Below are 23,518 nucleotides of genomic sequence, written 5' to 3'. Positions count from 1 at the left end.
CTATGCGAATCTTAACTTGCAAGACGGAATACGAAGTCAATCCCGTCGGAATCGACGTCCGGGCTCCCCGCCTTTTTTGGAAGCTGGAGTCCCATGAACGAGGCGCGAGGCAAGCGGCCTATCAAGTGCTGGTGTCTTCTTCGCGCGACAAGCTCGCCCGCGGCGAAGGTGATTGCTGGGACAGCGGCAAGGTAGAATCCCGCAGCTCCGTTCATGTCGTCTACGCGGGACAGGAGCTTCAATCGGAGCGGCAATATTGGTGGAAGGTCCGGGTCTGGGATGAACGGGGCCAAGTTTCCGAATGGAGCGAGCCATCCAACTGGTCGATGGGGCTGCTGTCCCGCGGGGAGTGGAAGGCGAAGTGGATCGGGCGCAAGCCGCGGCTTGGCCCGGGAACGACTCACGACCTGCAGCCCGCCCCATATATGCGCCAAACCTTCGCCGTCCCTTCCGCCGTCCGGCGCGCCGTCGTGTACGTCACGGCGCTGGGGCTGTTCCGGCTAAAGGTTAACGGCAAAGAGGCGGGACATCTCTTCGCGCCGGGATGGACGGATTACGACAAGCGCGTGCAGGTGCACGCCTACGAGATTACGGAACTCCTGAAGCAGGGGGAGAACGTGTTCGGCGTTATGCTAGGCGACGGCTGGTATGCCGGAACCGTCGGCTTCCTGGGCAGCCGGGTGTACGGCGAGCGTCCATTCCTGATGTTGCAGGCGGCGATCGAATACGAGGACGGCAGCAGACAGCTTGTCGTATCGGACGGCTCCTGGCGGGTCGCGGAGGGACCGATCCGCTACTCCGACATGATCATGGGCGAAAGCTACGATGCCCGGCTGGAGCTGGAGGGATGGGAGCTGCCCGGCTTCGATTCGTCCTCTTGGGAGGCGCCCGATATCCGTTCGGGCTATAACGGGGATCTGACGGCGACGATGGAGCCGCCCATCCGGATAACGGAGAGCATCACGCCGGTTGCGGTGACCCGCACGGCGTCGGGCTCCTATATTTACGATATGGGCCAGAACATGGTCGGTTGGACGGAGCTCCGGGCAACCGGGGCGAGAGGCGCGAAAATTACGCTGAGCCACGCGGAGATGCTTAATCCGGACGGCACCTTGTACCTGGATAATCTCAGGGTGGCCGTGCAACAGGATCATTACGTGTTGAAAGGCGGCGGGGAGGAGCGGTACGAGCCGCACTTTACGTTTCACGGCTTCCGGTACGTGGAGCTGATCGGCTACCCCGGAGAGCCGGATCTGACGACCCTAACGGGGAAGGTCATTCATTCCGACACGCCTGTGACAGGAAGTTTGGAGACCTCGGACGACATGGTCAACCGGCTGTACGCCAATATTACCTGGGGGCAGCGAGGCAACTTCCTGTCCGTGCCGACGGATTGCCCGCAGCGCGACGAGCGGCTCGGCTGGACGGGGGACGCCCAGATCTTTGCGCGGACGGCTTCCTACAACATGGACGTGTCGCGTTTCTTCGCGAAATATATGGGGGACATGATCGACTGCCAGCAGCCGTCGGGCGCATTCACGGACGTGGCTCCCGATGCCGGCTGGATGCGCTACAAAATGTGGAGCACCAGGCTGAACTGGTTCGCGCCGGACAACGCGGGCTGGGGCGACGCCGGGGTCGTCATCCCCTGGACGCTGTACCTGATGTACGGGGATACCCGCATTCTGGAGACGCATTACGGCGCGATGGCGCGCTGGGTGGATTACTTAAAGGATAATAGCGTGGAGCTGATCCGGCCGAATTACGCCAACTACGGAGATTGGTTGTCGATCGAGGCCGACACGCCAAACGAAGTGCTGGCGACCGCTTATTTCGCGTACAGTACGAAGCTGATGGGATACATTGCCGGTGCGCTTGGCAAGACAGAGGATCGGCGCCGGTACGAAACGTTGTTCCGCGATATCTCGGAGGCGTTCTGCCGGGCCTTTGTATCGCAGGACGGCGCCATCCATGGCGAGACGCAGACGGTATACGTGCTTGCGCTTCAATTCGGATTATTGCCGAAAGAGCTGAAGGATAAAGCGATCCGCCGCCTGACCGACAATATCCGGGAGCGGGGCGACCGCTTGTCCACGGGTTTCCTCGGCGTAGGTTACCTGTTGCCGGCGCTAAGCGACTCCGGGGAGCTCGACGTTGCCTACAAGCTGCTGACCCAGGAGGCGTTCCCTTCCTGGATGTACTCCATCAAACACGGCGCGACGACGATCTGGGAGCGCTGGGACGGCTGGACGGAGGAAAACGGGTTCCAGACGCCTTCCATGAATTCGTTCAACCATTATTCGCTAGGCTCCGTAGGGGAGTGGATGTTCCGTTACATGGCGGGCATCGAGGCCGATCCGGCCGAACCGGGGTTCAGCCATGTCGTGATTCGGCCAAGGCCGGGCGGCAGGCTGACGCGCGTCAAGGCTTCGTACGAGTCGTTATACGGAGCCATCTCCGTCGATTGGGAACTGGCGGCAGGCGGAGAACTTCGGCTTGACGTACAAGTGCCTCCAAATACGACGGCGACCGTTCATGTTCCAGGCAGCGGAGTGCGGTTGGACGGCAAGGAAATTACCGAATCGCCGGAAGTTATTGCCAAGCTGGATGTGCAGGAGGAAGGCTCGGCGTTCCGCGTCGGATCCGGCCGCTACGCGTTCACGAGCGAGCATGTTCCCGTTACAGCAAGCGTATAGCAAGGCGCTTATCGATTGACCATAACTGCCGATCGCAGAAACAGCGGCGGATCGGCATTGAGCACGAAGGGAGTGTAGCCGTATGGATTCACAACGCGTTGCCGCTACTTATTGGGTTGAAACGCCGTACCCGCTGGAGCAGGCCGCCGAGATTATTGCGGGCGAACAGTCGACGGGCACCTTCACCAAGGTGCCGGGAGAGAGCGATGCTTTGAAGAGGGAGCACGGGGCCGTCGTCGAGGGGATCGAACGGCTGGAGGACCATGACGCTCCCAGCTTGCCGGGGACGGTTGCGCCCCCTGGTCACGAGGGTCGTTATCATCGCGGCCGCGTCGTCATCTCCTTCCCGCTTCATAATTTCGGCCCGTCGATCCCGAACCTCATGTCGGCGATCGCCGGCAACTTATACGAACTGCAGCAAATATCGGGATTGCGGCTGCTCGATCTTCAATTGCCGGAGGCGTTCGCCCAGCGTTACGCAGGGCCTAAATTCGGCATTGAAGGGACGCGTCGGCTGCTTCAAGTGTACGATCGTCCCCTTCTGGGCACGATCGTGAAGCCCAGCATCGGTTTGTCTGTCGAGGAGCTGGCGGTCATGGTCGAGAAACTTGCCAGGGCGGGGCTGGATTTCATCAAAGACGACGAACTGAACGCCAATCCGCCTTATGCCCCGCTGGACCGGAAGGTTGCGGCCGTAACCGCCGCGATCGAACGCGCGGCGGACGCGACGGGCAAAAAGCTGATGTATGCCTTCAATATTACCGGCGATTGGGATGAGCTTCGCCGCAATCACGACCTTGTCGTCGGCGCGGGGGGCAATTGCGTGATGGTCAGCATATTGAGCGTGGGGCTCCCCGGGCTTGCGCATCTAAACGGCTACAGCGAGGTGCCCATCCATGGCCATCGCAACCAATGGGGAATGATGACTCGCTCGCCCCATCTTGGTATGTCATTTACGGCTTACCAGAAGCTTTGCCGTCTCGCGGGCGCGGATCATCTGCACGTTAACGGCCTGGACGGGAAGTTCTACGAAAGCAACGAATCCGTCACGGCGTCCATCAAAGCTTGCATGGAGCCGCTGTTTGGCGGCTATAAGGCGATGCCGGTCGTTTCCTCGGGTCAATGGGCAGGCACGGCGCACGCAACCTATAACGCCGCAAAAACGGCAGACGTCATGCATTTGGCCGGAGGCGGCATGCTGGCTCATCCGGACGGCGCGGCCGCCGGCTTCGAGAGCATGAAGCTGGCATGGGAAGCGGCCGTGAACGGCGTTACGCTGGAGCAATGCGCGAATCGGCATCCCGTCGTGCGGAGGGCTATGGACAAATTCGGAAAGGCAGGTCGTTCATGATGAACATAGCAGCTTGTTTGACCCCGCACAAATGGAAGAAGCCCGTGCTCGTCGGCTCCGGAACGGACGGAGCCTTCGACAGCCGGGCGGTAGACTGCCCCTTCGTATTCCGGCATCGGGACCGATTCTACATGATGTACGTCGGCTTCGACGGAACGGGCTATCAAACGGCGCTGGCCGCAAGCGACGATCTGCTTCATTGGGAGCATCTGTCGACCATACTGACCCGGGAGGAGGAAGGGGATGCCTGGGATTCGCGCAATATAGCGGGCACCTGGATTCTTAGGGACAACGATATGCACGGTCCGGGCCATCTGAAAAAGTGGGACGGAAAGTACTGGCTGGCCTATCACTCCTATCCCGGCGACGGCTACGAGGCGGGTTCGGCCAAGATCGGGCTTGCCTGGACTGAAGACGAAAGCCTGATGAACTGGCACCGTCTGAAGGAACCCATTCTTGTGCCGGAGGACGGAGGAGAATGGGAGAGAGGCGGATTATACAAGGAATGTCTGGTGGAGCACGAAGGCACGTTTTATTTGTTCTACAACGCCAAGGACAAAGATGAGGGCCGCTGGACCGAGCAGATCGGCCTCGCGACCTCCAAAGATCTCGCGCAGTGGACGCGCCATGACGGCAATCCCGTCGTCCAGGTCACGGCGGATGCTTGGGACAGCGGCTTCGCCAGCGATCCCTGCGTGCTGCGGGACGGATCGCGCTGGGCGATGTTTTATTTTGGCTTTGATTTTAAGGCCGCCCAGGAAGGGCTGGCATTGTCGGATAATCTGCTGGACTGGCGCAAGCACGCAGAACCCATAATCACGGTCGGAGAAGGGAACGAGATCGATTCCGTATTCGCCCATAAACCGTCGATTATTACGCATAACGGAGTATTGTACCATTTTTACACCGCTAGCAGGCGGCCTATGGACGGCGATGCGACATGCAACGTTTTCCCGGAATTCCGAACGATCGCGGTGGCGACATCCGCGCCAATCGCGGTCGGCGCTTTGCGTACGGAGGGGATGCCCAATCCGTTAGGCCTGGACGAGCGGCATCCCCGGCTGGGCTGGTCCTTTCTGGAGCAATTGCCGGCGGGCTTCCGGCAGAGCGCTTACCGAATCGAGGTGGCTTCAAGCTTCGATAGACTGCAGAGCGGAACTGCCAATGTCTGGGACAGCGGCTTCGTCAGCGGAGGCGCTCATACGGCGATTAGCTTTGACGGCAGTCCTCTGCAGCCCAGGCAGCGTTATTACTGGAGAGTGACGATAGAAGACGAGCGAGGGTCGCGTTATACAAGCCCGACAGCCTGGTGGGAGACGGGACAACTGGGCAGCTGGCAGGGCAAGTGGATTACGCATCCGGATGCGACAGCCGCATCGAAGGGAGCGTTCCGCTTTCGTCGTGACTTCGATGTCGCCCGGAAGGTTGCGCGCGCGAGGATATACATTAGCGGGCTCGGCCACTACGAGCTTCGGTTAAACGGCCGCAAGGCAGGAGATCGCGAGCTGGATCCCGGTTGGACGGACTACGACCAAACCGTTTTGTATGCGACTTATGACATCACGTCCATGCTGGAAACGGGAGGAAATACGATAACCATCGAGCTGGGGAACGGCTTCTACCATGTGCCTGGCGGCAAGTATGCGAAGTTTAAGGACTCTTATGGCACTCCGACTTGTCTGGCGGATATCGTCATCGAGTATGACGACGGTACAAGCGAGACGATTCGGACGGACGGCGGCTGGCAAGCCGGGGAAAGTCCGCTAATCTTTACATGTATATATGGCGGCGAGGAGTACGATGCGAGCAGAGAAGACGAGAGTGCCGCTTCGTGGAGGCCTGCTCTGGAGATTACGGGACCTGCCGGCAAGCTTGCGGCGGGAGCGGCTCCGCCTGTCAAGGTGATGCGCATCCTCGAGCCCAAGCGTATAAGCAATCCCAAGCCCGGCATTTACGTGGCGGATCTGGGCGGGAATTTCTCGGGTTGGCCAAAAATAAAGGTGAGCGGCGCAGCGGGATCGAAAGTCGTAATGACTTGCGCGGAGCTGCTGACGGAGGAGGGCTTGGTCAACCAGAAGTGGACGGGAGCCCCGAGCGAGTTTTGTTATACGCTAAGCGGCAATGGCGTGGAGGAATGGCGTCCCAAGTTTTCTTATACCGGCTTCCGTTACGTGATGATTGAAGGAGCGGTGCCCGAAGCTTTCGCCGATTCATCCCCGTCATCCCTGCCGGTGTTGCATGCCATCACGGGAGAAATGCTGTATCCCGAGCTGGAATCCGCAGGAGGATTTCAATGCTCCGATCCGCTGCTTAACGAGATTCATGACATCATTAATTGGGCGATTCTCAGCAACACCAAAAGCGTATTTACCGACTGCCCGCATCGGGAGAAGCTCGGATGGCTGGAGCAGGTTCATTTAATGGGGCCGTCGATTATGTTCAACTACGACGTGGAAGCGATGCTGAAGAAGGTGCTGCAGGATATCGCCGATGCCCAATTGCCTAATGGCCTGGTGCCGACGACCGCTCCAGAGTATGTCGTGTTCGACGATTCGCTAAGCCTGTTCCGCGATGCGACCGCTTGGGGCGGAACTTATATTCTGACTGCCTGGGAAGTGCTGCAGCGGTATGGCAATATCGGTCTGATCGAGAAGCACTATGCCGGCATGAAACGTTATATCGCTTATCTGACCGGGAAGTCGGAAGGGTACATCATAACCGTGGGACTTGGCGATTGGTATGACATCGGTCCGGCAGGGCCTGGATTTTCGCAAAATACGCCTGTTCCATTGGCGGAGACGGTGATCTACTATGGTCTGTCCGTCGTTATGCAGAAAATGGCCGCCATGCTGAATGAGCAAGGGGATGTTCAGGAGTACGGGCAATTGGCCGCCTCCATCCAATCTGCGTTTCAACGGGAATATTGGGACGAGGAGACGGCCAGCTACGCAACGGGCAGCGATACCGCGCTTGCCATGCCGATAGCGATCGGGATTGCCCCGGAGCAGCATCGTGTTTTGTTGACCGAGAAGCTTGCGCGGCAAATTGCCGAACGCGGCTACCAGACGACGGCCGGCGACGTGGGCTACCGTTATGTGCTGCTTGCGCTTGGCAGGGCCGGCAGATCGGATGTCATCTACCGGATGTCCCAAGTAACGGATAAGCCGGGTTACGGTTTTCAAATCAAACATGGCGCGACGACGCTTACCGAGGCGTGGGACGGACCTGTGGTCGGCAAGTCGCAGAACCATTTTATGCTGGGTCATCTGGAGGAGTGGCTGTATCAAGGTCTGGCCGGCATGGATTACCGTTATGATACGGCAACCGAACGTTACACCATCTTGATCAAACCTTATATGCCGGAGGATATGAAGTGGGCGGAAGCCTGGCAACGGCTGCGCCCGGGATATGCCAGCGTGCGCTGGGAGAGGGACGAGAACAATCAACCGTCTCTCCGCGTCACGATTCCGCCCAATTCGAAGGGAATCGTCTATGCCCCTAAGAACATCTGCGGTCATGGGGAAGAAACGGTATTGCCGGAAGGCGTCAAGAAGCTGAGGGATGAGGCGGAGCAAACGATATACGAGACGGTGTCCGGAAGCTATACGTTTTCCGCGCAAGAAGTAACGGCGGGCAATTAACGCTGTCAGGCTCATTATTGTTAAGATACGGGGCTGTCCAATAAGTCTCAAAAATAAAAAGTTGGGCGGAAATGTCTTCCGTCCAACTTTTATGTGTACCTGCTTTTTCAGGAAGTGGCGAGGTGGATGCCTGCCACTTAACATTCAACCTAAACGGGGCGTCCAGCTGTATGAATTTTCATACACGTTTGGCCAGGTTCCGGCCTGTTTGGTGAATTGTGTATGAATTATCATACACGTTTGGCCAGATGTCGGCCTGTTTGGTGGATTGTGTATGAATTTTCATACACGATTGGCCAGGTGCCGAGTAAGCGTCAAACTGTCCCCACCTTCGAATCGAGCGATCGTTATGAGATAATCCTCCTCAATAGCCATTCTGAGGAGGATTTTTCTATGAGCAGAGAAGAGATTCGAATGAAATGGGAAGCTCGTGTCGAGGCATTTCGTGCAAGTGGCGAAAAGACAACACATTGGTGCAAAGCCAATCAAATCGACCGCCGTCAACTTTACACATGGATGAAGAAGCTGGATGAGTCACCCCCATCTTCTTCCGTTAAACAGACGACCTTCATTCCTGTTCAGGTGACTCCTGAAGTGAAACCGGCGCCGTGCCGTTCACTTCGCATTCAGATCGGTGCAGTCGTCATCGAAGTCGATGCGGGATTTGAGCCCGCCTTGCTCCGCGAAGTTGTTCGAGCACTGGGGGCCGATCCAGTATGTTAAACGAAATCACGTCAAAGCCCGTCTATCTAGCTTGTGGCAGCACGGATCTACGTAAATCCATCGACGGCCTTGCCGCACTCGTCCAAGAAGGACTCGGGATGAGTCCCTTTTCTCCGGCGCTGTTCGTTTTCTGCAACCGTGAACGTAACAAACTTAAAATATTGTACTGGGAGCATAACGGATTCTGGTTGTACTACCGCAGGCTCGAACGCGGTACGTTCCAGTGGCCGCAGGCAAATGGGGAGCCTGTTGCGATCACAAACCGCGAGCTTCGCTGGCTGCTTGACGGGCTATCGCTAAGTCAACGGCAGGCGCATCCGAAAGTACGGGCCGAAGTAGTCATTTAACAAATCATTTCTTACGCAAATTGTCATACCTGGCAGCAGGTACTTGCCTGCGCGTTATCGAAATCATACGGTATGGAAAAGCGAACGGAAACCCCTAACCCCGAAATACTCCAGCAGCAAATTTCAAAGCAGGAACAGCAAATTGCCGAGCTCTCTGCGAAGCTCAAATGGTATGAAGAGCAGTTTCGCTTGGCTCAGCAGAAGCGCTTCGGCGCTTCCAGCGAGAAGACGCATCCCGACCAACTGGAGATGAATCTGTTTAACGAAGCTGAAGTGCTTGCTGCGTCCGCTCCTCAAGAGCCAGACGTCGAGACGGTCACGTACAGCCGGAAGAAGACCTCTGGCAACCGGGAAGCCAAGCTGGATCAGTTCCCTGTCGAGACGATCCACTATGCCTTGCCGGAGTCTGAGCAATTCTGCTCGTGCTGTGGCGGTGGACTCCATGAGATGAGCACCGAAACGCGTAATGAGATTGCTGTTATCCCGGCGGAGGTGAAGGTCATCCGTCATGTGCGGCAGGTCTATGCGTGCCGCCACTGTGAGCGGAAAGAGATTCGCACGCCCGTCGTTACGGCGCCCATGCCTAAACCGATTCAGCCGGGCAGTCTGGCGTCCCCGTCCATTGTGGCGCATGTCATGAGCCAGAAGTATGTGGACAGCCAGCCGCTCTATCGTCAAGAGCAGCAATTCGCAAGGCTCGGACTTACGCTATCGCGCCAAACACTGGCAAACTGGATGATCTACGGATCGGAGCAGTGGCTGTCGCTTCTCACGGACCGCATGCGTGCGCACTTGCTGAGCAAGGACATTCTGCATGCCGACGAGACGACACTGCAAGTTCTGCAGGAGCCCGGCAAGTCCGCGTCATCCAGTTCGTACATGTGGCTGTATCGTACGGGCCGTACCGATGCGCCAATCGTCCTCTACGACTACCGGTCGACGCGCGGCGGCGAGCACCCGAGGAACTTCCTCGAAGGTTTCAGCGGCTACCTGCATGTGGACGGCTATTCCGGCTATCACAAGGTCAAGGACGTGACACTTGTTGGATGCTGGGCCCATGCACGCCGGAAGTTCGACGAGGCATTAAAAGCGTTGCCGCCTACGCAAGATAAGACAACGACCGCAGCCCAGCAAGGACTTGCCTTCTGTAACCAGCTATTTGCGATCGAGCGCGAGCTGGTCAAGGCGGCAGCCGAAGAACGCTACACCATCCGTCAGGAGTGGAGTCTCCCCCTTTTGGATGCTTATTTGGTGTGGCTGAAGCAGCAGCGCTCGCGGGCATTGCCAAAGAGCAAGCTCGGAGAGGCGATCACCTACAGTATCAATCAGTGGGAGAAGCTGACGGTGTTCTTGAAAGACGGACGGCTGGAGATCGACAACAATCGGAGTGAACGCGCGATTAAACCATTCGTCATTGGACGGAAGAATTGGTTGTTTGCCAATACACCGCGAGGTGCAAAGGCAAGTGCGACGATCTACAGCGTTATCGAAACAGCGAAGGAGAATGGATTAAATCCGTTCAAGTACCTTCAGTATCTTTTTGAACAGCTACCTCAGTTAGCCGATCCTAAAGATCCGTATGCACTGGACAGGCTTCTTCCGTGGTCATCATCGCTACCGCTAACTTGCCGCATATTTAAACAAGAGTAAACTTGCCAAAACAATAGCCCTCATCTTGATTTCAAGGTGGGGGCTATTTGACGCTTACGGTGCCGACCTGTTTGGTGAATTGTGTATGAATTTTCATACACGTTTGGGCAGGAGCCGGCCTGTCTGGTGGATTGTGTATGAATTTTCATACACGTTTGGCCAGGTACAAGCCTACCCATACAATCGAGCCATAAAGACAACGGGGCTACCTTAAAAGTTCACTTCTCGGACAGCCCCTTCGGTTGTGGCCGTAATAGAGTTCCGCAATATATGAAAACGTTTTAATCCTCATTCTTAAGCAATCCTCTTAAAAATAATCACTTCTCAATTACAAGAATGATTACGCTTACAAATATCTTAAAAATGATCGCTGTATTTTAAGTTTTGAACACTATTCATCGTATTCATTCGACTATACAATTTAGTCATATTCTCCAATCAGCAGCTTGAATCGGGGGAAAAGGGAGGAGTGAGGATAGGTTGGAGCAGCTAACGAAAATGGAGACAGCTCAGCGGACGCGGCAGCTCCCGGCAGTAAAACGATCCATCTGGCGTGAAATCGCGAAACAGAAATATGCTCATGTATTCGTGTTAACGGGAATGCTGATCGTCTTCGTCTTCAATTACTTGCCGATGTTCGGCGTATTGATGGCATTCAAGGACTATTCCATCTCAAGCGGCATTAAAGGGATTTTTACGAGCGATTGGGTAGGGCTCAAATATTTCAAAGAATTTGTCGGCGCTTACAATTTTAAGCTCATTGTAACCAATACGCTGGCAATCAGTCTTTTGAAATTGTTTTTTACCTTTCCGATGCCAATCTTGTTGGCCATCATGTTCAACGAAGTAAGGGTTCATTTTTTCAAACGGTTCGCGCAGACGGTCAGCTACTTTCCGCACTTTATCTCATGGATTGTTGTTTCCGGGCTGCTCGTTATCTTCTTGTCGTCGAACTCCGGGATTGTCAACGATTTCTTGAAGGGATTAGGTTTGATCGACAAGCCGCTCCCGTTTCTGTCCAGTCCGAATTACTTCTGGGGACTGGCCGTCACGACGGCCATGTGGAAGGAAGCGGGCTGGTGGGCGATCATCTTTCTCGCTGCGATCAGCGGCCTCAATCCGTCGCTGTATGATGCGGCCGAGATGGATGGGGCAGGCAGGCTTCGCCGCATCTGGCATATTACGCTGCCGGGCATACGCGGGACGATCGTGGTCGTGCTTATACTGGCAGTGGGAAGCCTCCTCGGCGGCGGTCTTGTCGGCTCCAACTTCGAACAATCGTATTTGCTCGGCAATGCGATGAATAACGAACGCTCCGAGATTTTGCAGACGTACGCGTTTAAGATGGGCCTGGCTCAAGGACGATACGCTTACGCGACCGCAATAGATTTGATGCAGTCGATTATTGCCATCATTCTCGTATTCGGCAGCAACTTTTTGTCCAAAAAAATAACCAAAAACAGCTTGTTCTGAAGGCGGAGAGGAGTTTATTATGCATCGCAGAACCGTCGAAGACCGCGTCGTGGATACGGTGAATATCAGTTTGCTGGTTATCATCTCGCTGGTTACGATGTATCCCTTCTACTATTTGATCATTATTTCGTTTAATAACGGGCTCGACACTTCGCTGGGCGGCATTTATTTTTGGCCGAGGGACTTTACGTTTAACAATTACACGAAGTTTTTAAGCGACCCGAAGTGGATTATGTCCTTTGGCGTCTCGGCGCTAAGGACGGTTATCGGAGCGGCAGTCACGATATTGTTTACCTGTCTGACGGCGTATGGTTTGGCTTATCGCAATCTGGTGTTTCAGAAATTTTATTTTTCGTTTTTTATCGTGGCCATGTACACATCGGGCGGACTTATCCCCTATTACGTAGTACTGCGCAGCCTGGGTTTGCTGAATACGTTCTGGGTCTACATCGTTCCAGGCGCCGTGACGATCTTCTTCCTCATTATCGCGGTTTCGTTTTTCCGGGAAATACCTGCGGAGATGGAGGAGTCGGCACGCATAGACGGAGCATCGGATCTGACCATCTTCTTTAGAATGATATTGCCGGTCTCCAAGCCGCTGATTGCGGCAATGGGATTGTTTATAGGCGTAGGTCAGTGGAACTCCTGGATGGACTCGGCCTACTTCGTCAACAAGGATTCGTTAAGAACGTTAACTTATCGTATGATGGAAGTCATCAACCAAGGCATGATTCCGTCCGACCTGGCTTCCGCGGAGCGGGCTGCGGCGATAACCGGCGTGACAACCTTCTCGATTCAGGTAACGGCAATGGTTATCGCGGTTATACCGATTCTAATCGTCTATCCTTTCCTGCAAAAGTATTTCGTGCAAGGCATTATGATCGGTTCGGTTAAAGGGTAGGGCAGGCAATTGGGCCGAGCTCGCATGACAAGGGTTGAGAACGGAATCAACCGCATATAAAAGGTTTATTCCGATTTCACATAAATTCGATGCAGAGAAAAAAAAGGAGGCAATATCAATGAGCAAGTTTTTTAAATCGACGAGCTTGATAGCGCTTGCAATGACGTTAATGCTGACTGCCTGCTCCGGCGGCAATAGCGGCGGCAATGGAAACAAGCCGGTCAACACGGGTAACGAAAAGGCGGACAACGGAAGCGGCGGCGAAGGCGCTGAACAAGAAATCGTGGAGCTGGACCTGTTCGTCAATATGTCGTGGTGGCCGCTGAAGGATTGGAGCGGCAAGGTGCCGGAAGAGATTACAAAGAAAACCGGCGTCAAGCTCAACATCCAGGTTGCTGCCGACGATAAGCAGCTTCCGCTGTTGATCGCATCGGGAGACTTGCCCGATTTGGTCTATACGGCTACCGATCTGACGCGTATGGCGGATCCCGAAGTTTCTTATCCGTTCGGCGAGCTGATTAATAAATATGCGCCAGATTTCGAAATCAGTCAAGAACGTATCGGCGTCAATACGATGCCGGACGGCAATTTCTATACCGTGCGCAACGCATTCTCCACCGAGCAAGAATGGAAGGATAATCCGAAGGCTATACCAGGCGCAAACGGCATGACGCTGCGCGAAGATATTATGACCGAGCTGGGCAATCCCAAGCTGGACAACCTGGACGATCTCCTGGCCATTCTTGCTTCGGTCAAAGAGAAGTACCCGGATATGGTCCCGCTCGTATGGGATAAAGATCAAATCGGCCAGCATTTGCGCATCAACTTCGGTCTCAAAAAAAGCAAAGGGTTTGTCGACATCGACGGCGCAGCTCGTTACTACCTGAAAGACGAGAACTATCTGGACTACTACTTGTACATGAACCGTCTGTATCGCGAAGGCTACATGATCGCCGAGAACTTTACATTCAAGGATGCGCAGCAAGACGATCAATACGTATTAAACGGCCAAGCCTTCGCCCATGGCAGCGGCGTAGCCGAAACAAGCAACCCTCAACTAGAGGAGCTTGGTAAACCGTTTAAAATGAAGCAAATCACGAAGCTGCTTAGCGACAAAGCGGGGATTCCGATGGGCGGATCCGGCTGGGCGGGCATGTACATTACGAAAAACAACAAAAATCCGGAAGCCGCAATTAAGTTCCTGCAGTACATGTACAGCGAAGAAGGTCAAAAGCTCGGACTTTACGGTATTGAAGGCGAAGATTGGGAATGGAACGAAGCCGAAAAATATCCCGTCATGAATTATGACTACAATAACACGGATATTCAAAAACAAAATGGCGTCGTTTGGTGGGGGCTGATCGGAAGCAGCGGCGTTAACGAAGCGCTGCAGCGCTACAGCCCGGATACGCAAGCGACGCAATGGGGGCTGGCCGCAAGGGAAGCGCTTGAGTTCAACCCGGCGCTGGGGCTGGTCTCTACGGAGCCGGATACGGAAGAGCAGACGATCGAAGCTCAAATCATGAATATGGTTACGACCGAAGAAGTAAAAATTTATATGGCTAATTCCGAGGAAGAGGCCAAGGCGGCATACGAAGCGTTGCTCGAGAAGGCCGAAAGCCTTGGACTGGCGAAGCTGGAAGAATGGGCTACGGCAAAGTATAAAGAATATCAGCAAAACTTCTAACAAAAGCGAATGAACGACATAGTGGCCGGAATGCTCCAGCATTTCGGCCACTTCAGTCATCATGCTGGAATTTCGGGAGGAACCTCACATGAATGTCAAAAAACTGCAAGAGGGTTTTGCTTCTCCGGATCCGGACTTCGGTCCCTTGCCGTTCTGGTGGTGGAGCGGGGAAGAAATAACGGCGGAACGCGTGCGCTGGCAATTGCAAAAATTTCGCGCCGGCGGCTTGCGCAATATCGGGATCCTCAATATTGCGCCGACGGGACCTCAATACGGTAGCGTAGCCGACGATCCGCCCTATTTCAGCGAACGCTGGTGGTCCATGTTCGAGGTGGCTTTGCGCGAAGCCGAGAAGCTGGGGATGCGCCTTTTCTTCTACGACCAGATCGGCTTCTCGGGAACAAACCTGCCGGCGCATCTTGTGGCGGAACAACCGGAATTGGCCGGTTACCAGCTTCGCAGAATAGCCTGCGGCGAGGAGCTGCCGGAGGGAGCCGAGCTTCTGACGGAAATCGGGGGATACCGCTACTTAACGGTTCGCCAGGGATTTAACTGGCTTGACAAGCGAGCGACAGCGCTGTTGTATGACCGGATTTACGGCGAGTTCGAACGGCGTTTCCCTCATGATTTGGGCCGGACGATCGGCGGCAGCTTCCAGGATGAGCTGCCTTCGATGCCGCTATGGACGAAAGGGCTTCCCGAGCTGTATGCCGACCGTTATGACGGGGATCTGATTGCCGCTTTGCCTGCCTTGTTCGAGGATGTCGAAGAAGCGGAGCTTGTTCGCAGGCGCGTGTACGAGCTGGCTGCGGAACTGGCGGAGGAGTCGGTGTTCAAGCTGCAATACGAGTGGCATAAGCGCCATCATATGCTGCAATGCTGCGATCAGGCCGGGCCTGCGCGCCGAGTCGACTTGCATGGGGCGCAACGGCTTTACCTGGACTATATGCGGACGCATCGCTGGTATAATGCAGCCGGCTGCGACATGGACGGAGAGATTAAGCCGCATGCTTCGATGGTTCATTTGCACGGGGGCAAACGCGTGTTTCTGGAGTCGTTCCATACGAGCGGCTGGGGCGGGACGCTGGAAGAGACGATGCACTGGCTGGTGCCTTGGCTGCAAGCCGGCGTAACGCTGTACAGTCCCCACTCCGTCTACTACAGTACGCGCGGGGGCTGGTGGGAGTGGGCGCCGCCCGACACGGGATGGCGGCAGCCGTATTATGAGCATTACGGCGTGTTTGCCGATACGGTGAGCCGCGCGTGCTGGCTGTTGACGCAAGGCACGCATATCGCCGACGTCGCGGTCCATTATCCTTCGCATGCGGCATGCGGCTGGATGTCGCTGTCCGACGGAGGCCCGCTTGAGCATCCCATGGTCGTTGCCAACAAAATGCCTCATGAGCGGCTCGGTCATATCGAAAACGTGTATCGGACGTTGACGGGGCGCTGGAATCGCAAGGAACGCAACAAACCGGGAGCGCTTCGTACCGCATGCATAGACTTTGACGTAACCGACGATTCCGCGTTGGAGAGGGCGGAGTTGTCCGGCGGCAAGATGCGAATCGGAGAAGAGACGTTTTCGGCGCTGCTCTTGTGCGGCACCGCCATTATGGATGATGCTGCCCGCGCCAAGGTAGAGAAATGGACGGCAGCCGGCGGTTTGGTGATCGCCGTGCAATGCGAGGATGACGATCCGGTATTGGAAGGCGCCGTGTACGTCGACTCTGCCGGCGAAGCGATAGAGCTTCTCGAAGCCAGGTTGCCGGGGCGTGCCAAAGGACCGGATATGCCGTTGATGCGAAGGGTAGAGGATGCTGACCTGTTCTTGCTGCTGCCGGAAGCGGGAGAGCTGCTGCCGATGCACGAGCCGTCGGGTGAACGTGCGACGCCTCCGAAGAGCGCCCGTTATCGTCTTCGCACGGCAGGATATCCTCAGCTATGGAATCCGGTGACCGGGCGAGTTTCCGAGCTTTTATACGACAGGGACGGCGATTGGATCGAGCTCGAAGTTTCGTTCGACAGTTGGCCGGCGGCATTTGTCGTATGCCGATGGGATCAAACGGAGGCGGGAGAAGTACCCGCCAATTCCTCGCGCGAGTTGGATAATCCGTCTCAGCCAGCCGAAGTTCCCGCGCTAGGCGCGAGTCAGAAGCCGGCGGCAGAGCTCGAAGACTGGCAGGTAGCGGTCGTGCCTACGCTGGATAACCGTTACGGCGATTTTGATTTGCATGGCGGCAGGTCGGCTTTGGCGCCGATCGAGCGCCGCGAATTGCTCGTCGCGCGCGAAGAAAGCGACGCGGACGGCGAAGCCGCGGGCTGGCACAGGAGCGAGCTGGATGATTCGGGTTGGATGAAACGTTTGTGGAGCGAGGCCGCTTATTGGGAAGCATCAAGCGACGAGCGCTTTCGGGAAGGCGCCGTATGGCCGGTCGTCTACAGCAATACGACGGGAGACTTATCGTTCCGGACATGGGCGGGCAGAATGGGGCGGATTCCGCGCAAATTTTTGAATTTGGGAATGGCGAAAGCCGGAGATAAGATATGGGCGCGGACCCATGTGGTTGCTCCGGAAGACGGTATGTATTGGGTTCGTACGGAGAGCAACGCGGCAATCGCCCTTTGGGCGAACGGCGGAGAGATGCAATGGAAAGGCGGGCCTGAAGAGCAAACGTCGACCGTGAAGCTGAAAGCCGGAGCCAATTCGTTGTCGCTGTGCGCGGAGGCGTTGGCCGAAGGATACGTCAGGGCAGGAGTTACCCTATGCTTGGAAGAGCAAGACCCGCTGCCCAAATGGATTTATTCGCCCAGTCCGCATTCGAAAACCCGGTTATCGTATACGATAACCGAGTCGGATAACGCTGGCATCAGCCGAGTGCGCGTCATCTTTTGCGCCAAGGAACGAGTGGCGCTTTATGTCAACGGCCAACCTGTAAGCGAGCACGGCGACTTTAATCCGTATATCCGGCAAGGGCAAGAAGAGCTCGATCTAACGCCCTATTGGCGTGACGGCGACAATGTGATTGAGCTTGTGATGCCGGAAGGCAAAGGCGTGGCCATGGTGGACGGCGTCATCGAGCGGGCGGATGGAACCAGGCACATGTTCTGCACAGGCCCTTCGTGGTTAAATGAACAAGGTCAGCACTCCGAAATTCTCCATGAAGCGGTTCTGCAGTTTGCCGAGACGGAGACGATGTGGCTTCCCGGCCGCGCTCATCCGCTGCCGAATGTCGGCTGGCTGATGCCGGATGCGGAGCCGGCGTCTCATCCGCTGCCTTTTGTTCGCGACGCGGCTCAGCCCGGGAGGCCGATCTGGTTTCGTTTTCCGCTCCCGGCCGGAGCCAGGGAGCTCCGCATTGCTTGCGCGGGCGAATGCCAATGCTGGATAGCGGGAAGGCGGGTGCCGCTGCAAGGCGACATCGCCCTGTTCGAGCCGCAGCTTGCCGGAACGATGGCCGCGCTTCGCATTGTTCCTACCGATACAAGCACGGAGGCCGATGTGCTGCTTGCTCCGATCAGATTCGATGTTGCGCCGATTCGGGGAGAACTGGGCGATTGGCGGACGGCGCTGGGCTTGCCCCATCACAGCGGCGTCGTCGAGTACGAGACTACGGTTGATTGGCAGCAAGAGAATGGCGCGATCCTTGAGCTGGGGCATGTGCGGGGCACGGCCGAAGTATGGCTTAACGGCAACCCGCTTGGCGTGCGCGCATGGGGACCGTACCGATTCAAGCTGGATGCCGGACGCGGAGAATATCATATACGTATTCGGGTAACGAACACGTTGGGCACCCATTACGAAATCGGCCGTCCTTCGAGCAACGTTGGAGGCTCCGTTAATCCGAAGGTGTCCTACTGGCAGCCTGATTCCATGCCGGAGCATTGGGAGAAGGCGTTTGCGGCTGGAGGTCTATACGGTCCCGTCCGCTTATATGCCGCCACTTAATAGAAGCGATTGATAGAATTTTCAGTGAAATGATATGATGGGATGGATAGGAGATCCGGGAGGGATAGAACATGCTTAATCTGATGATCGTAGATGACGAGCCCTTTATGCTGAAAGGGTTGATTAATATCATTGAGAAAGGGCAAACGCCATGCTCCGAGATCGTTAGCGCGAATGATGGGTTCGATGCCCTTGAGAAGCTGGAGAACTACCGTCCTGATTTGCTGATTACGGATATTCAGATGCCGGAGATGAATGGTCTGGAGCTGATTCGAAAAGCTCGCGAGCGAGGGTTATGCAACCGCTTCATCATTCTGACGGGATACGATGACCCGGCCTATCTGCACCAGGCGATACGCTGCAAGGTGATCGATTATTTGCTGAAGCCCATTAACAAAGCGGAGCTTTATGACGTCATGAGCAATTTATCGCTTGAACTGCTGGCTGCCGAAGACGAGGCAGGTTCGCCAAGCCAAGCCGATCAGGATCACAACGTTCCCGGCGTCGATTACGATCAGATGTCGAGAAACGTCAAAAAAATCATCCGGCATATCGAGTCGCATTATAAGGAAAACATTTCGCTCGATCATATTGCCGAGCATGTATATTTGCATCCCAATTACATCAGCTCGCTCTTCCGCAAGGAGACGGGATTGACGCTGATTCATTATTTGCATCTATTTCGGATTAAGAAGGCCAAGACGCTGATGCTGGGCGATTCGGAGGATTCCTTGCATCGCATATCGGAGCAAGTGGGGTACGAGAGCGTCCGGCACTTTTTCAGCGTTTTCAAAAAGTATTGCGGCGTTACGCCGAGCGAATACCGGCAGCACTATAAAATGAACGAATCTCTATCATCTCGCAAATAACTCGCAAACCGAATACGGGAGGACTAACCTTGCTCAACACAATGCCTTGGAATCATGGGAAACTGACGGTCACGGACAATGGACGATATTTGCGGCATGCCGACGGCACCCCGTTTTTTTGGCTGGGGGATACGGCATGGCTGCTGTTAAAGCGAACGACGAGAGAACAGGCGCTAGCCTATTTTCGCGATCGGAGAACGAAGGGGTTTAACGTCATCCAGATTATGCTTGCGCATGATCTGGTTACCGAAAATGCTTACGGGAGAGTGCCGTTTCGGGAGCTGGACCTGGATCAGCCCGATGCGGAGGAGTCGGATACGTGTGTCAGCTATTGGTCCTTTGCAGACGAAGTGATCGGCATGGCGGAGCGCGAAGGGCTGTATGTTGCGCTTGTCCCCGTGTGGGGCAGCGTAGTGGAGCATTATTCCACCGATGCCGAGACGGCTGGGCGTTACGGGACATGGCTTGGCAACCGCTATAAGAACCGTCCGAATGTAATTTGGCTAAACGGGGGAGATATTCGAGGCAGCGACAATACGCAAGTATGGCTTCGGATGGGGAGCGCGATTAGGGAAGCTGCTCCGGATCACCTGATGACGTTCCATCCCTACGGCAGAACGGACTCTTCGAGGTGGTTCCACGACGAGAAGTGGCTCGACTTTAATATGTTTCAATCGGGGCACCGCAGCTATGCGCAGATGGAGGAGAGCAACCCCGACACGTTGATCGGCGAAGACAATTGGCGTTTCGTGCAGGCGGATTGGGCCATCATGCCGGCGAAACCCACGATTGACGGCGAACCGTCCTACGAGGATATTCCGCACGGCTTGCATTTCCCGGACGCTCCGAGATGGACGGCGGACGATGTGAGACGTTATGCGTATTGGGCCGTTTTTGCCGGCGCATTTGGTCATACCTATGGACACAATGCGGTCATGCAGTTCCATACGGAGGAGCGGGGCGTCGGAGCATACGACTGCACGCGAAGCTGGAACGATGCGCTTGATGATGACGGCGCGGCGCAGATGGTACATCTCAAGAAACTCATTCTCTCCAGGCCGTTCGAAGAGCGGATGCCTAATGAGACGGCCATCTGCGGCGATCCGGGCTACCGGTATGACCGGTTATTCGTTAATCTGGGCAGCAGCCATATGATGGCCTATATCTACTCGGGACGGCCCTTTACTTTGCAGCTGGGACAGTTCTCAGGTTTGCGGGCGGCTGCCTGGTGGTACAATCCGCGATCAGGCGAAAACGAATTTCTGGGCGAGATGGCCAACGAGGGAATCCATGAGTTCGTTCCTCCGGGCGGAAGAGCTCCGGGCAACGACTGGGTATTGGTGCTTGATGATGCCGAAAAAGGTTTCGCCGCACCGGGACTGACGGAGAGTCGTTAATTTCGCGGTAGTCCGCGATTCAAAGCAAAGTCCTTAAGATTGAACGCTGTAATGCGGCTGCTCCGGGACTACAATGGAAAGAAAGACAGCGCTTTCTATAAGGAGGAACCGGAAATGGATACGGTAGTTGCGGTATATACGGGCCAGGGGCTGGCGGAGCCGCTCAAAAAACAATTCGATGAGCTGCTGCCCGGCGTGCGTCTTGTCAACATTATCGATGACAGCTTGATTGCCGAGGTTGTGCGAGAGGGAGGAGTCACGCCGGGCGTGAAACGGCGTCTTATGCAATATTATCAGCATGGAGCCGATCTGGGCGCTTCCATTATTCTCAATACATGCTCTTCTGTGGGCGAAGTGGCCAGCGACGCGCGTCCGTTCTTCGACATACCGCTTGTCAAAATCGATGAAAGCATGGCCGTAGAAGCGGTTGAGTCTTATCGTACGATCGGCGTTGTGGCGACGCTTCCCACTACGCTTCGGCCGACCATGCGGCTGTTGCGGCAGCAAGCCGAGCAGCGCGGCAAGCCGGTGCAATTGATCGACGGTCTTGCAGCCGGCGCCTATGACGCTCTTGTCGGCGGACGGCCCGATGAGCATGACCGCATTCTGATGGAGACAGCCGTCAAGGTCGCGGAACAAGCCGATGCGCTGGTGCTTGCGCAAGGCTCCATGGCGCGTATGGAGGCGCAGCTGGCGGAACGCGTCGGCAAACCCGTGTTATCCAGTCCGCGCCGCAGCGTGTTGGCGATCAAGAGGCTACTGGAAGCGGAAAGGACGGTACGCTAATGTTTACGGAGAGGCTGTCCAAAATATTGTATGGCGGAGACTACAATCCCGAGCAGTGGCCAAATGAAATCCGGGACGAGGACATGCGGCTGTTCCGGCTCGCGGGCGTTGATATCGCGACGCTCAACGTGTTCTCTTGGGCGCTTAATCAGCCGGACGAGAACACCTACCGCTTCGATTGGCTGGACGAGATGATGGATAAGCTCCATGCGCATGGGATCAAGGTGTGCCTGGGCACATCGACGGCGGCTCATCCCGCATGGATGGCGACGCGTTACCCCGATGTGCTGCTCGTCGAGCATGACGGCCGCCGTCGCAAGTTCGGCCGCCGGCATAATTCCTGTCCGAACAGTCCGACCTATCGGCTTTATTCGGAGCGGATGGCGCGTAAGCTGGCTGAGCGTTACAAGGATCATCCCGCCTTGCTGCTGTGGCATGTTAATAACGAATATGGATTACGCTGTTACTGCGACAATTGCGAGAAGGCCTTTCGCGTATGGCTGCGGGACCGCTATGGCACGCTCGAGGAGTTGAACCGGGCCTGGTATACGAGATTCTGGGGTCATACCTTCTACGACTGGAACGAGATTGTGCTGCCGAGCGGACTCAGCGAGCATCTGAGTCCAACCCATTCGGACGAGACGGCGTTCCAAGGCATCTCGCTCGATTATGACCGATTTAATTCGGATGCCATTCTGGCTTGCTACAAGCTGGAGCGGGATGCTATTAAACGCGTTATTCCGGATGCGGTCGTGACGACGAATTTCCAAGGCAACGGCACGTACAAGCCTCTTGATTATTTCAAGTGGGCGAAGGAACTGGATATCATAGCGCTTGACATGTATCCCGCCGATGACATGACCCCCGGCCAGATGGCGATGCGCTATGATTTGATGCGCGGCTTAAAGGGGGGAGATCCGTTCCTGCTGATGGAATCGTGCCCGTCGCAACTGAACTGGCGCCCCCGCAATTCGCTTAAGCAGCCCGGCGTCAACCGTTTATGGAGTTATCATGCCGTCGCCCGCGGCGCGGACGCCATTATGTATTTCCAGCTGAGGCGTTCGCGCGGGGCATTCGAGAAATTCCATGGAGCCTTGATCGATCATGCCGGACACGAGAATACCCGCGTATTTCGGGAATGCGCCGACATCGGGAGCGAACTGGGACAGCTGGACGATACGCTGCTTGGGGCGCGTTCAGAAGCCCGCGCGGCCATTGTGTTCGATTGGGACAACTGGTGGGCGCTGGAGCACTCCAGCGGGCTTACCGTGGATCTGCGTTATGTCCAAGAAATCGAGAAGTATTACGCTGCCTTCTACGGCCGCAATATACCGGTAGCCATGGTAGGCGTGGAGGCGGATTTGACCTCTTACGATATCGTCGTGGCGCCGGTGCTCTATTTAATTCATCCCGGTTATGCCGAACGTTTGGAGCAATTCGTGGCGCAGGGCGGCACGCTGGTCATGACAACCTTTAGCGGCATTGTCAACGAAACCGACCTGGTTACGACGGGAGGTTATCCCGGAGAGCTTCGGAAGCTTCTGGGCGTATGGGTGGAGGAGATCGATGCGCCGATGGCTCATCAGCAGAACCGCGTCGTTATGACCGCAAGGCTTGGCGAACTGGAAGGCTCCTATGATTGCGGCGTGCTTTGCGATGTCGTGCATGCCGAAGGAGCCGAGACGATGGCCGTATTCGAACGAAACTTTTATCGGGGATTCCCTGCGCTTACGCGCAACAGCTTCGGGTCGGGCGAAGCCTGGTATGTCGCGACTTCGCCTGAGCTGTCCATGCTGGACGGATTAATCTCGCATGTATGCGAAACTCGGGGCATTAAGCCTTTGATGGATACGCCGCCCGGCGTAGAAGCTTCCGTCCGGGTTAAAGACGGAAGAACCTTCTTGTTTTTGCTTAATCACAACGATGCGGCAACGGAAGTCGAATTGGGAACGGACCTCTATGTCGATTTGTTAACAGGTACGCGGCACAAAGGAAAGCTCCCGCTGGCCGCTCTGGATGTCCGGATTTTTTCGTTTGCGGAAGCATAAGGC

14 protein-coding genes are annotated in these 23,518 nt (G+C 55.7%); all 14 read left to right on the top strand.

The genetic code is table 11. The features are described from left to right. Positions 1–2 precede the first annotated feature (2 nt). The 14 genes from KJW29_RS13805 (at position 3) to KJW29_RS13740 (ending at position 23,515) form a co-directional block, all read left to right on the top strand. Entirely contained in the window at positions 3–2,696 is a 2,694-nt protein-coding gene (locus KJW29_RS13805; protein WP_214630196.1) for a glycoside hydrolase family 78 protein, read from the top strand. An 82-nt stretch (positions 2,697–2,778) separates the two neighbouring features. Further along, positions 2,779–4,047, top strand: a complete 1,269-nt coding sequence (locus KJW29_RS13800) for a ribulose-bisphosphate carboxylase large subunit family protein (RefSeq protein WP_214630195.1) — start codon at positions 2,779–2,781, stop codon at positions 4,045–4,047. Continuing rightward, entirely contained in the window at positions 4,044–7,688 is a 3,645-nt protein-coding gene (locus tag KJW29_RS13795; protein ID WP_246608716.1) for a family 78 glycoside hydrolase catalytic domain, read from the top strand. The genes KJW29_RS13800 and KJW29_RS13795 overlap by 4 nt, the downstream gene beginning before the upstream one ends. 393 nt (positions 7,689–8,081) lie before the next feature. Further along, on the top strand, positions 8,082–8,411 hold the full coding sequence (tnpA, locus tag KJW29_RS13790; RefSeq protein WP_214626437.1) for an IS66 family insertion sequence element accessory protein TnpA: 330 nt from the start codon (positions 8,082–8,084) through the stop codon (positions 8,409–8,411). Next, entirely contained in the window at positions 8,405–8,758 is a 354-nt protein-coding gene (tnpB, locus tag KJW29_RS13785) for an IS66 family insertion sequence element accessory protein TnpB (RefSeq protein ID WP_087567547.1), read from the top strand. Before tnpA ends, tnpB begins: the two co-directional genes overlap by 7 nt. Positions 8,759–8,830: 72 nt before the next feature. Further along, complete coding sequence (tnpC, locus tag KJW29_RS13780; protein ID WP_214626438.1) at positions 8,831–10,408, top strand: IS66 family transposase; 1,578 nt, start codon at positions 8,831–8,833, stop codon at positions 10,406–10,408. 480 nt (positions 10,409–10,888) lie between these two features. After that, the gene (locus KJW29_RS13775; RefSeq protein ID WP_343222803.1) at positions 10,889–11,881 is read left to right on the top strand and encodes an ABC transporter permease; all 993 of its coding nucleotides are present in this window, start codon (positions 10,889–10,891) and stop codon (positions 11,879–11,881) included. Between the two features lie 19 nt (positions 11,882–11,900). Continuing rightward, positions 11,901–12,782 (top strand): carbohydrate ABC transporter permease, encoded by an 882-nt coding sequence (locus KJW29_RS13770; RefSeq protein ID WP_087570148.1) that lies wholly within the window; start codon positions 11,901–11,903, stop codon positions 12,780–12,782. 118 nt (positions 12,783–12,900) lie between these two features. Next, positions 12,901–14,469 (top strand): extracellular solute-binding protein, encoded by a 1,569-nt coding sequence (locus KJW29_RS13765; protein WP_214630194.1) that lies wholly within the window; start codon positions 12,901–12,903, stop codon positions 14,467–14,469. 88 nt (positions 14,470–14,557) lie between these two features. Then, a complete protein-coding gene (locus KJW29_RS13760) occupies positions 14,558–18,415 on the top strand; it encodes a hypothetical protein (RefSeq protein WP_214630193.1) in 3,858 nt (1,285 codons plus the stop codon). Positions 18,416–18,486: 71 nt separating this feature from the next. Further along, complete coding sequence (locus KJW29_RS13755) at positions 18,487–19,284, top strand: response regulator transcription factor (protein WP_214630192.1); 798 nt, start codon at positions 18,487–18,489, stop codon at positions 19,282–19,284. A gap of 29 nt (positions 19,285–19,313) precedes the next feature. Continuing rightward, a complete protein-coding gene (locus KJW29_RS13750; protein ID WP_214630191.1) occupies positions 19,314–20,681 on the top strand; it encodes a glycoside hydrolase family 140 protein in 1,368 nt (455 codons plus the stop codon). 114 nt (positions 20,682–20,795) lie between these two features. Then, positions 20,796–21,467, top strand: a complete 672-nt coding sequence (locus KJW29_RS13745; RefSeq protein WP_214630190.1) for an aspartate/glutamate racemase family protein — start codon at positions 20,796–20,798, stop codon at positions 21,465–21,467. Further along, a complete protein-coding gene (locus KJW29_RS13740) occupies positions 21,467–23,515 on the top strand; it encodes a beta-galactosidase (protein WP_214630189.1) in 2,049 nt (682 codons plus the stop codon). The genes KJW29_RS13745 and KJW29_RS13740 overlap by 1 nt, the downstream gene beginning before the upstream one ends. The last annotated feature ends 3 nt before the right edge of the window (positions 23,516–23,518 follow it).

The sequence above is a fragment of the Paenibacillus agaridevorans genome (assembly GCF_018604145.1).
Classification (GTDB): domain Bacteria; phylum Bacillota; class Bacilli; order Paenibacillales; family Paenibacillaceae; genus Pristimantibacillus; species Pristimantibacillus agaridevorans.
Note: the sequence above shows the minus strand (reverse complement) of the source record. Positions and strands in the feature narration are given on the sequence as shown.

Bases quoted from the DNA above. Each gene is read 5' to 3' on its own strand.
- KJW29_RS13805 (WP_214630196.1), top strand. From the start codon at position 3: ATGCGAATCTTAACTTGCAAGACGGAATACGAAGTCAATCCCGTCGGA.
- KJW29_RS13800 (WP_214630195.1), top strand. From the start codon at position 2,779: ATGGATTCACAACGCGTTGCCGCTACTTATTGGGTTGAAACGCCGTAC.
- KJW29_RS13795 (WP_246608716.1), top strand. From the start codon at position 4,044: ATGATGAACATAGCAGCTTGTTTGACCCCGCACAAATGGAAGAAGCCC.
- tnpA (WP_214626437.1), top strand. From the start codon at position 8,082: ATGAGCAGAGAAGAGATTCGAATGAAATGGGAAGCTCGTGTCGAGGCA.
- tnpB (WP_087567547.1), top strand. From the start codon at position 8,405: ATGTTAAACGAAATCACGTCAAAGCCCGTCTATCTAGCTTGTGGCAGC.
- tnpC (WP_214626438.1), top strand. From the start codon at position 8,831: ATGGAAAAGCGAACGGAAACCCCTAACCCCGAAATACTCCAGCAGCAA.
- KJW29_RS13770 (WP_087570148.1), top strand. From the start codon at position 11,901: ATGCATCGCAGAACCGTCGAAGACCGCGTCGTGGATACGGTGAATATC.
- KJW29_RS13765 (WP_214630194.1), top strand. From the start codon at position 12,901: ATGAGCAAGTTTTTTAAATCGACGAGCTTGATAGCGCTTGCAATGACG.
- KJW29_RS13760 (WP_214630193.1), top strand. From the start codon at position 14,558: ATGAATGTCAAAAAACTGCAAGAGGGTTTTGCTTCTCCGGATCCGGAC.
- KJW29_RS13755 (WP_214630192.1), top strand. From the start codon at position 18,487: ATGCTTAATCTGATGATCGTAGATGACGAGCCCTTTATGCTGAAAGGG.
- KJW29_RS13745 (WP_214630190.1), top strand. From the start codon at position 20,796: ATGGATACGGTAGTTGCGGTATATACGGGCCAGGGGCTGGCGGAGCCG.
- KJW29_RS13740 (WP_214630189.1), top strand. From the start codon at position 21,467: ATGTTTACGGAGAGGCTGTCCAAAATATTGTATGGCGGAGACTACAAT.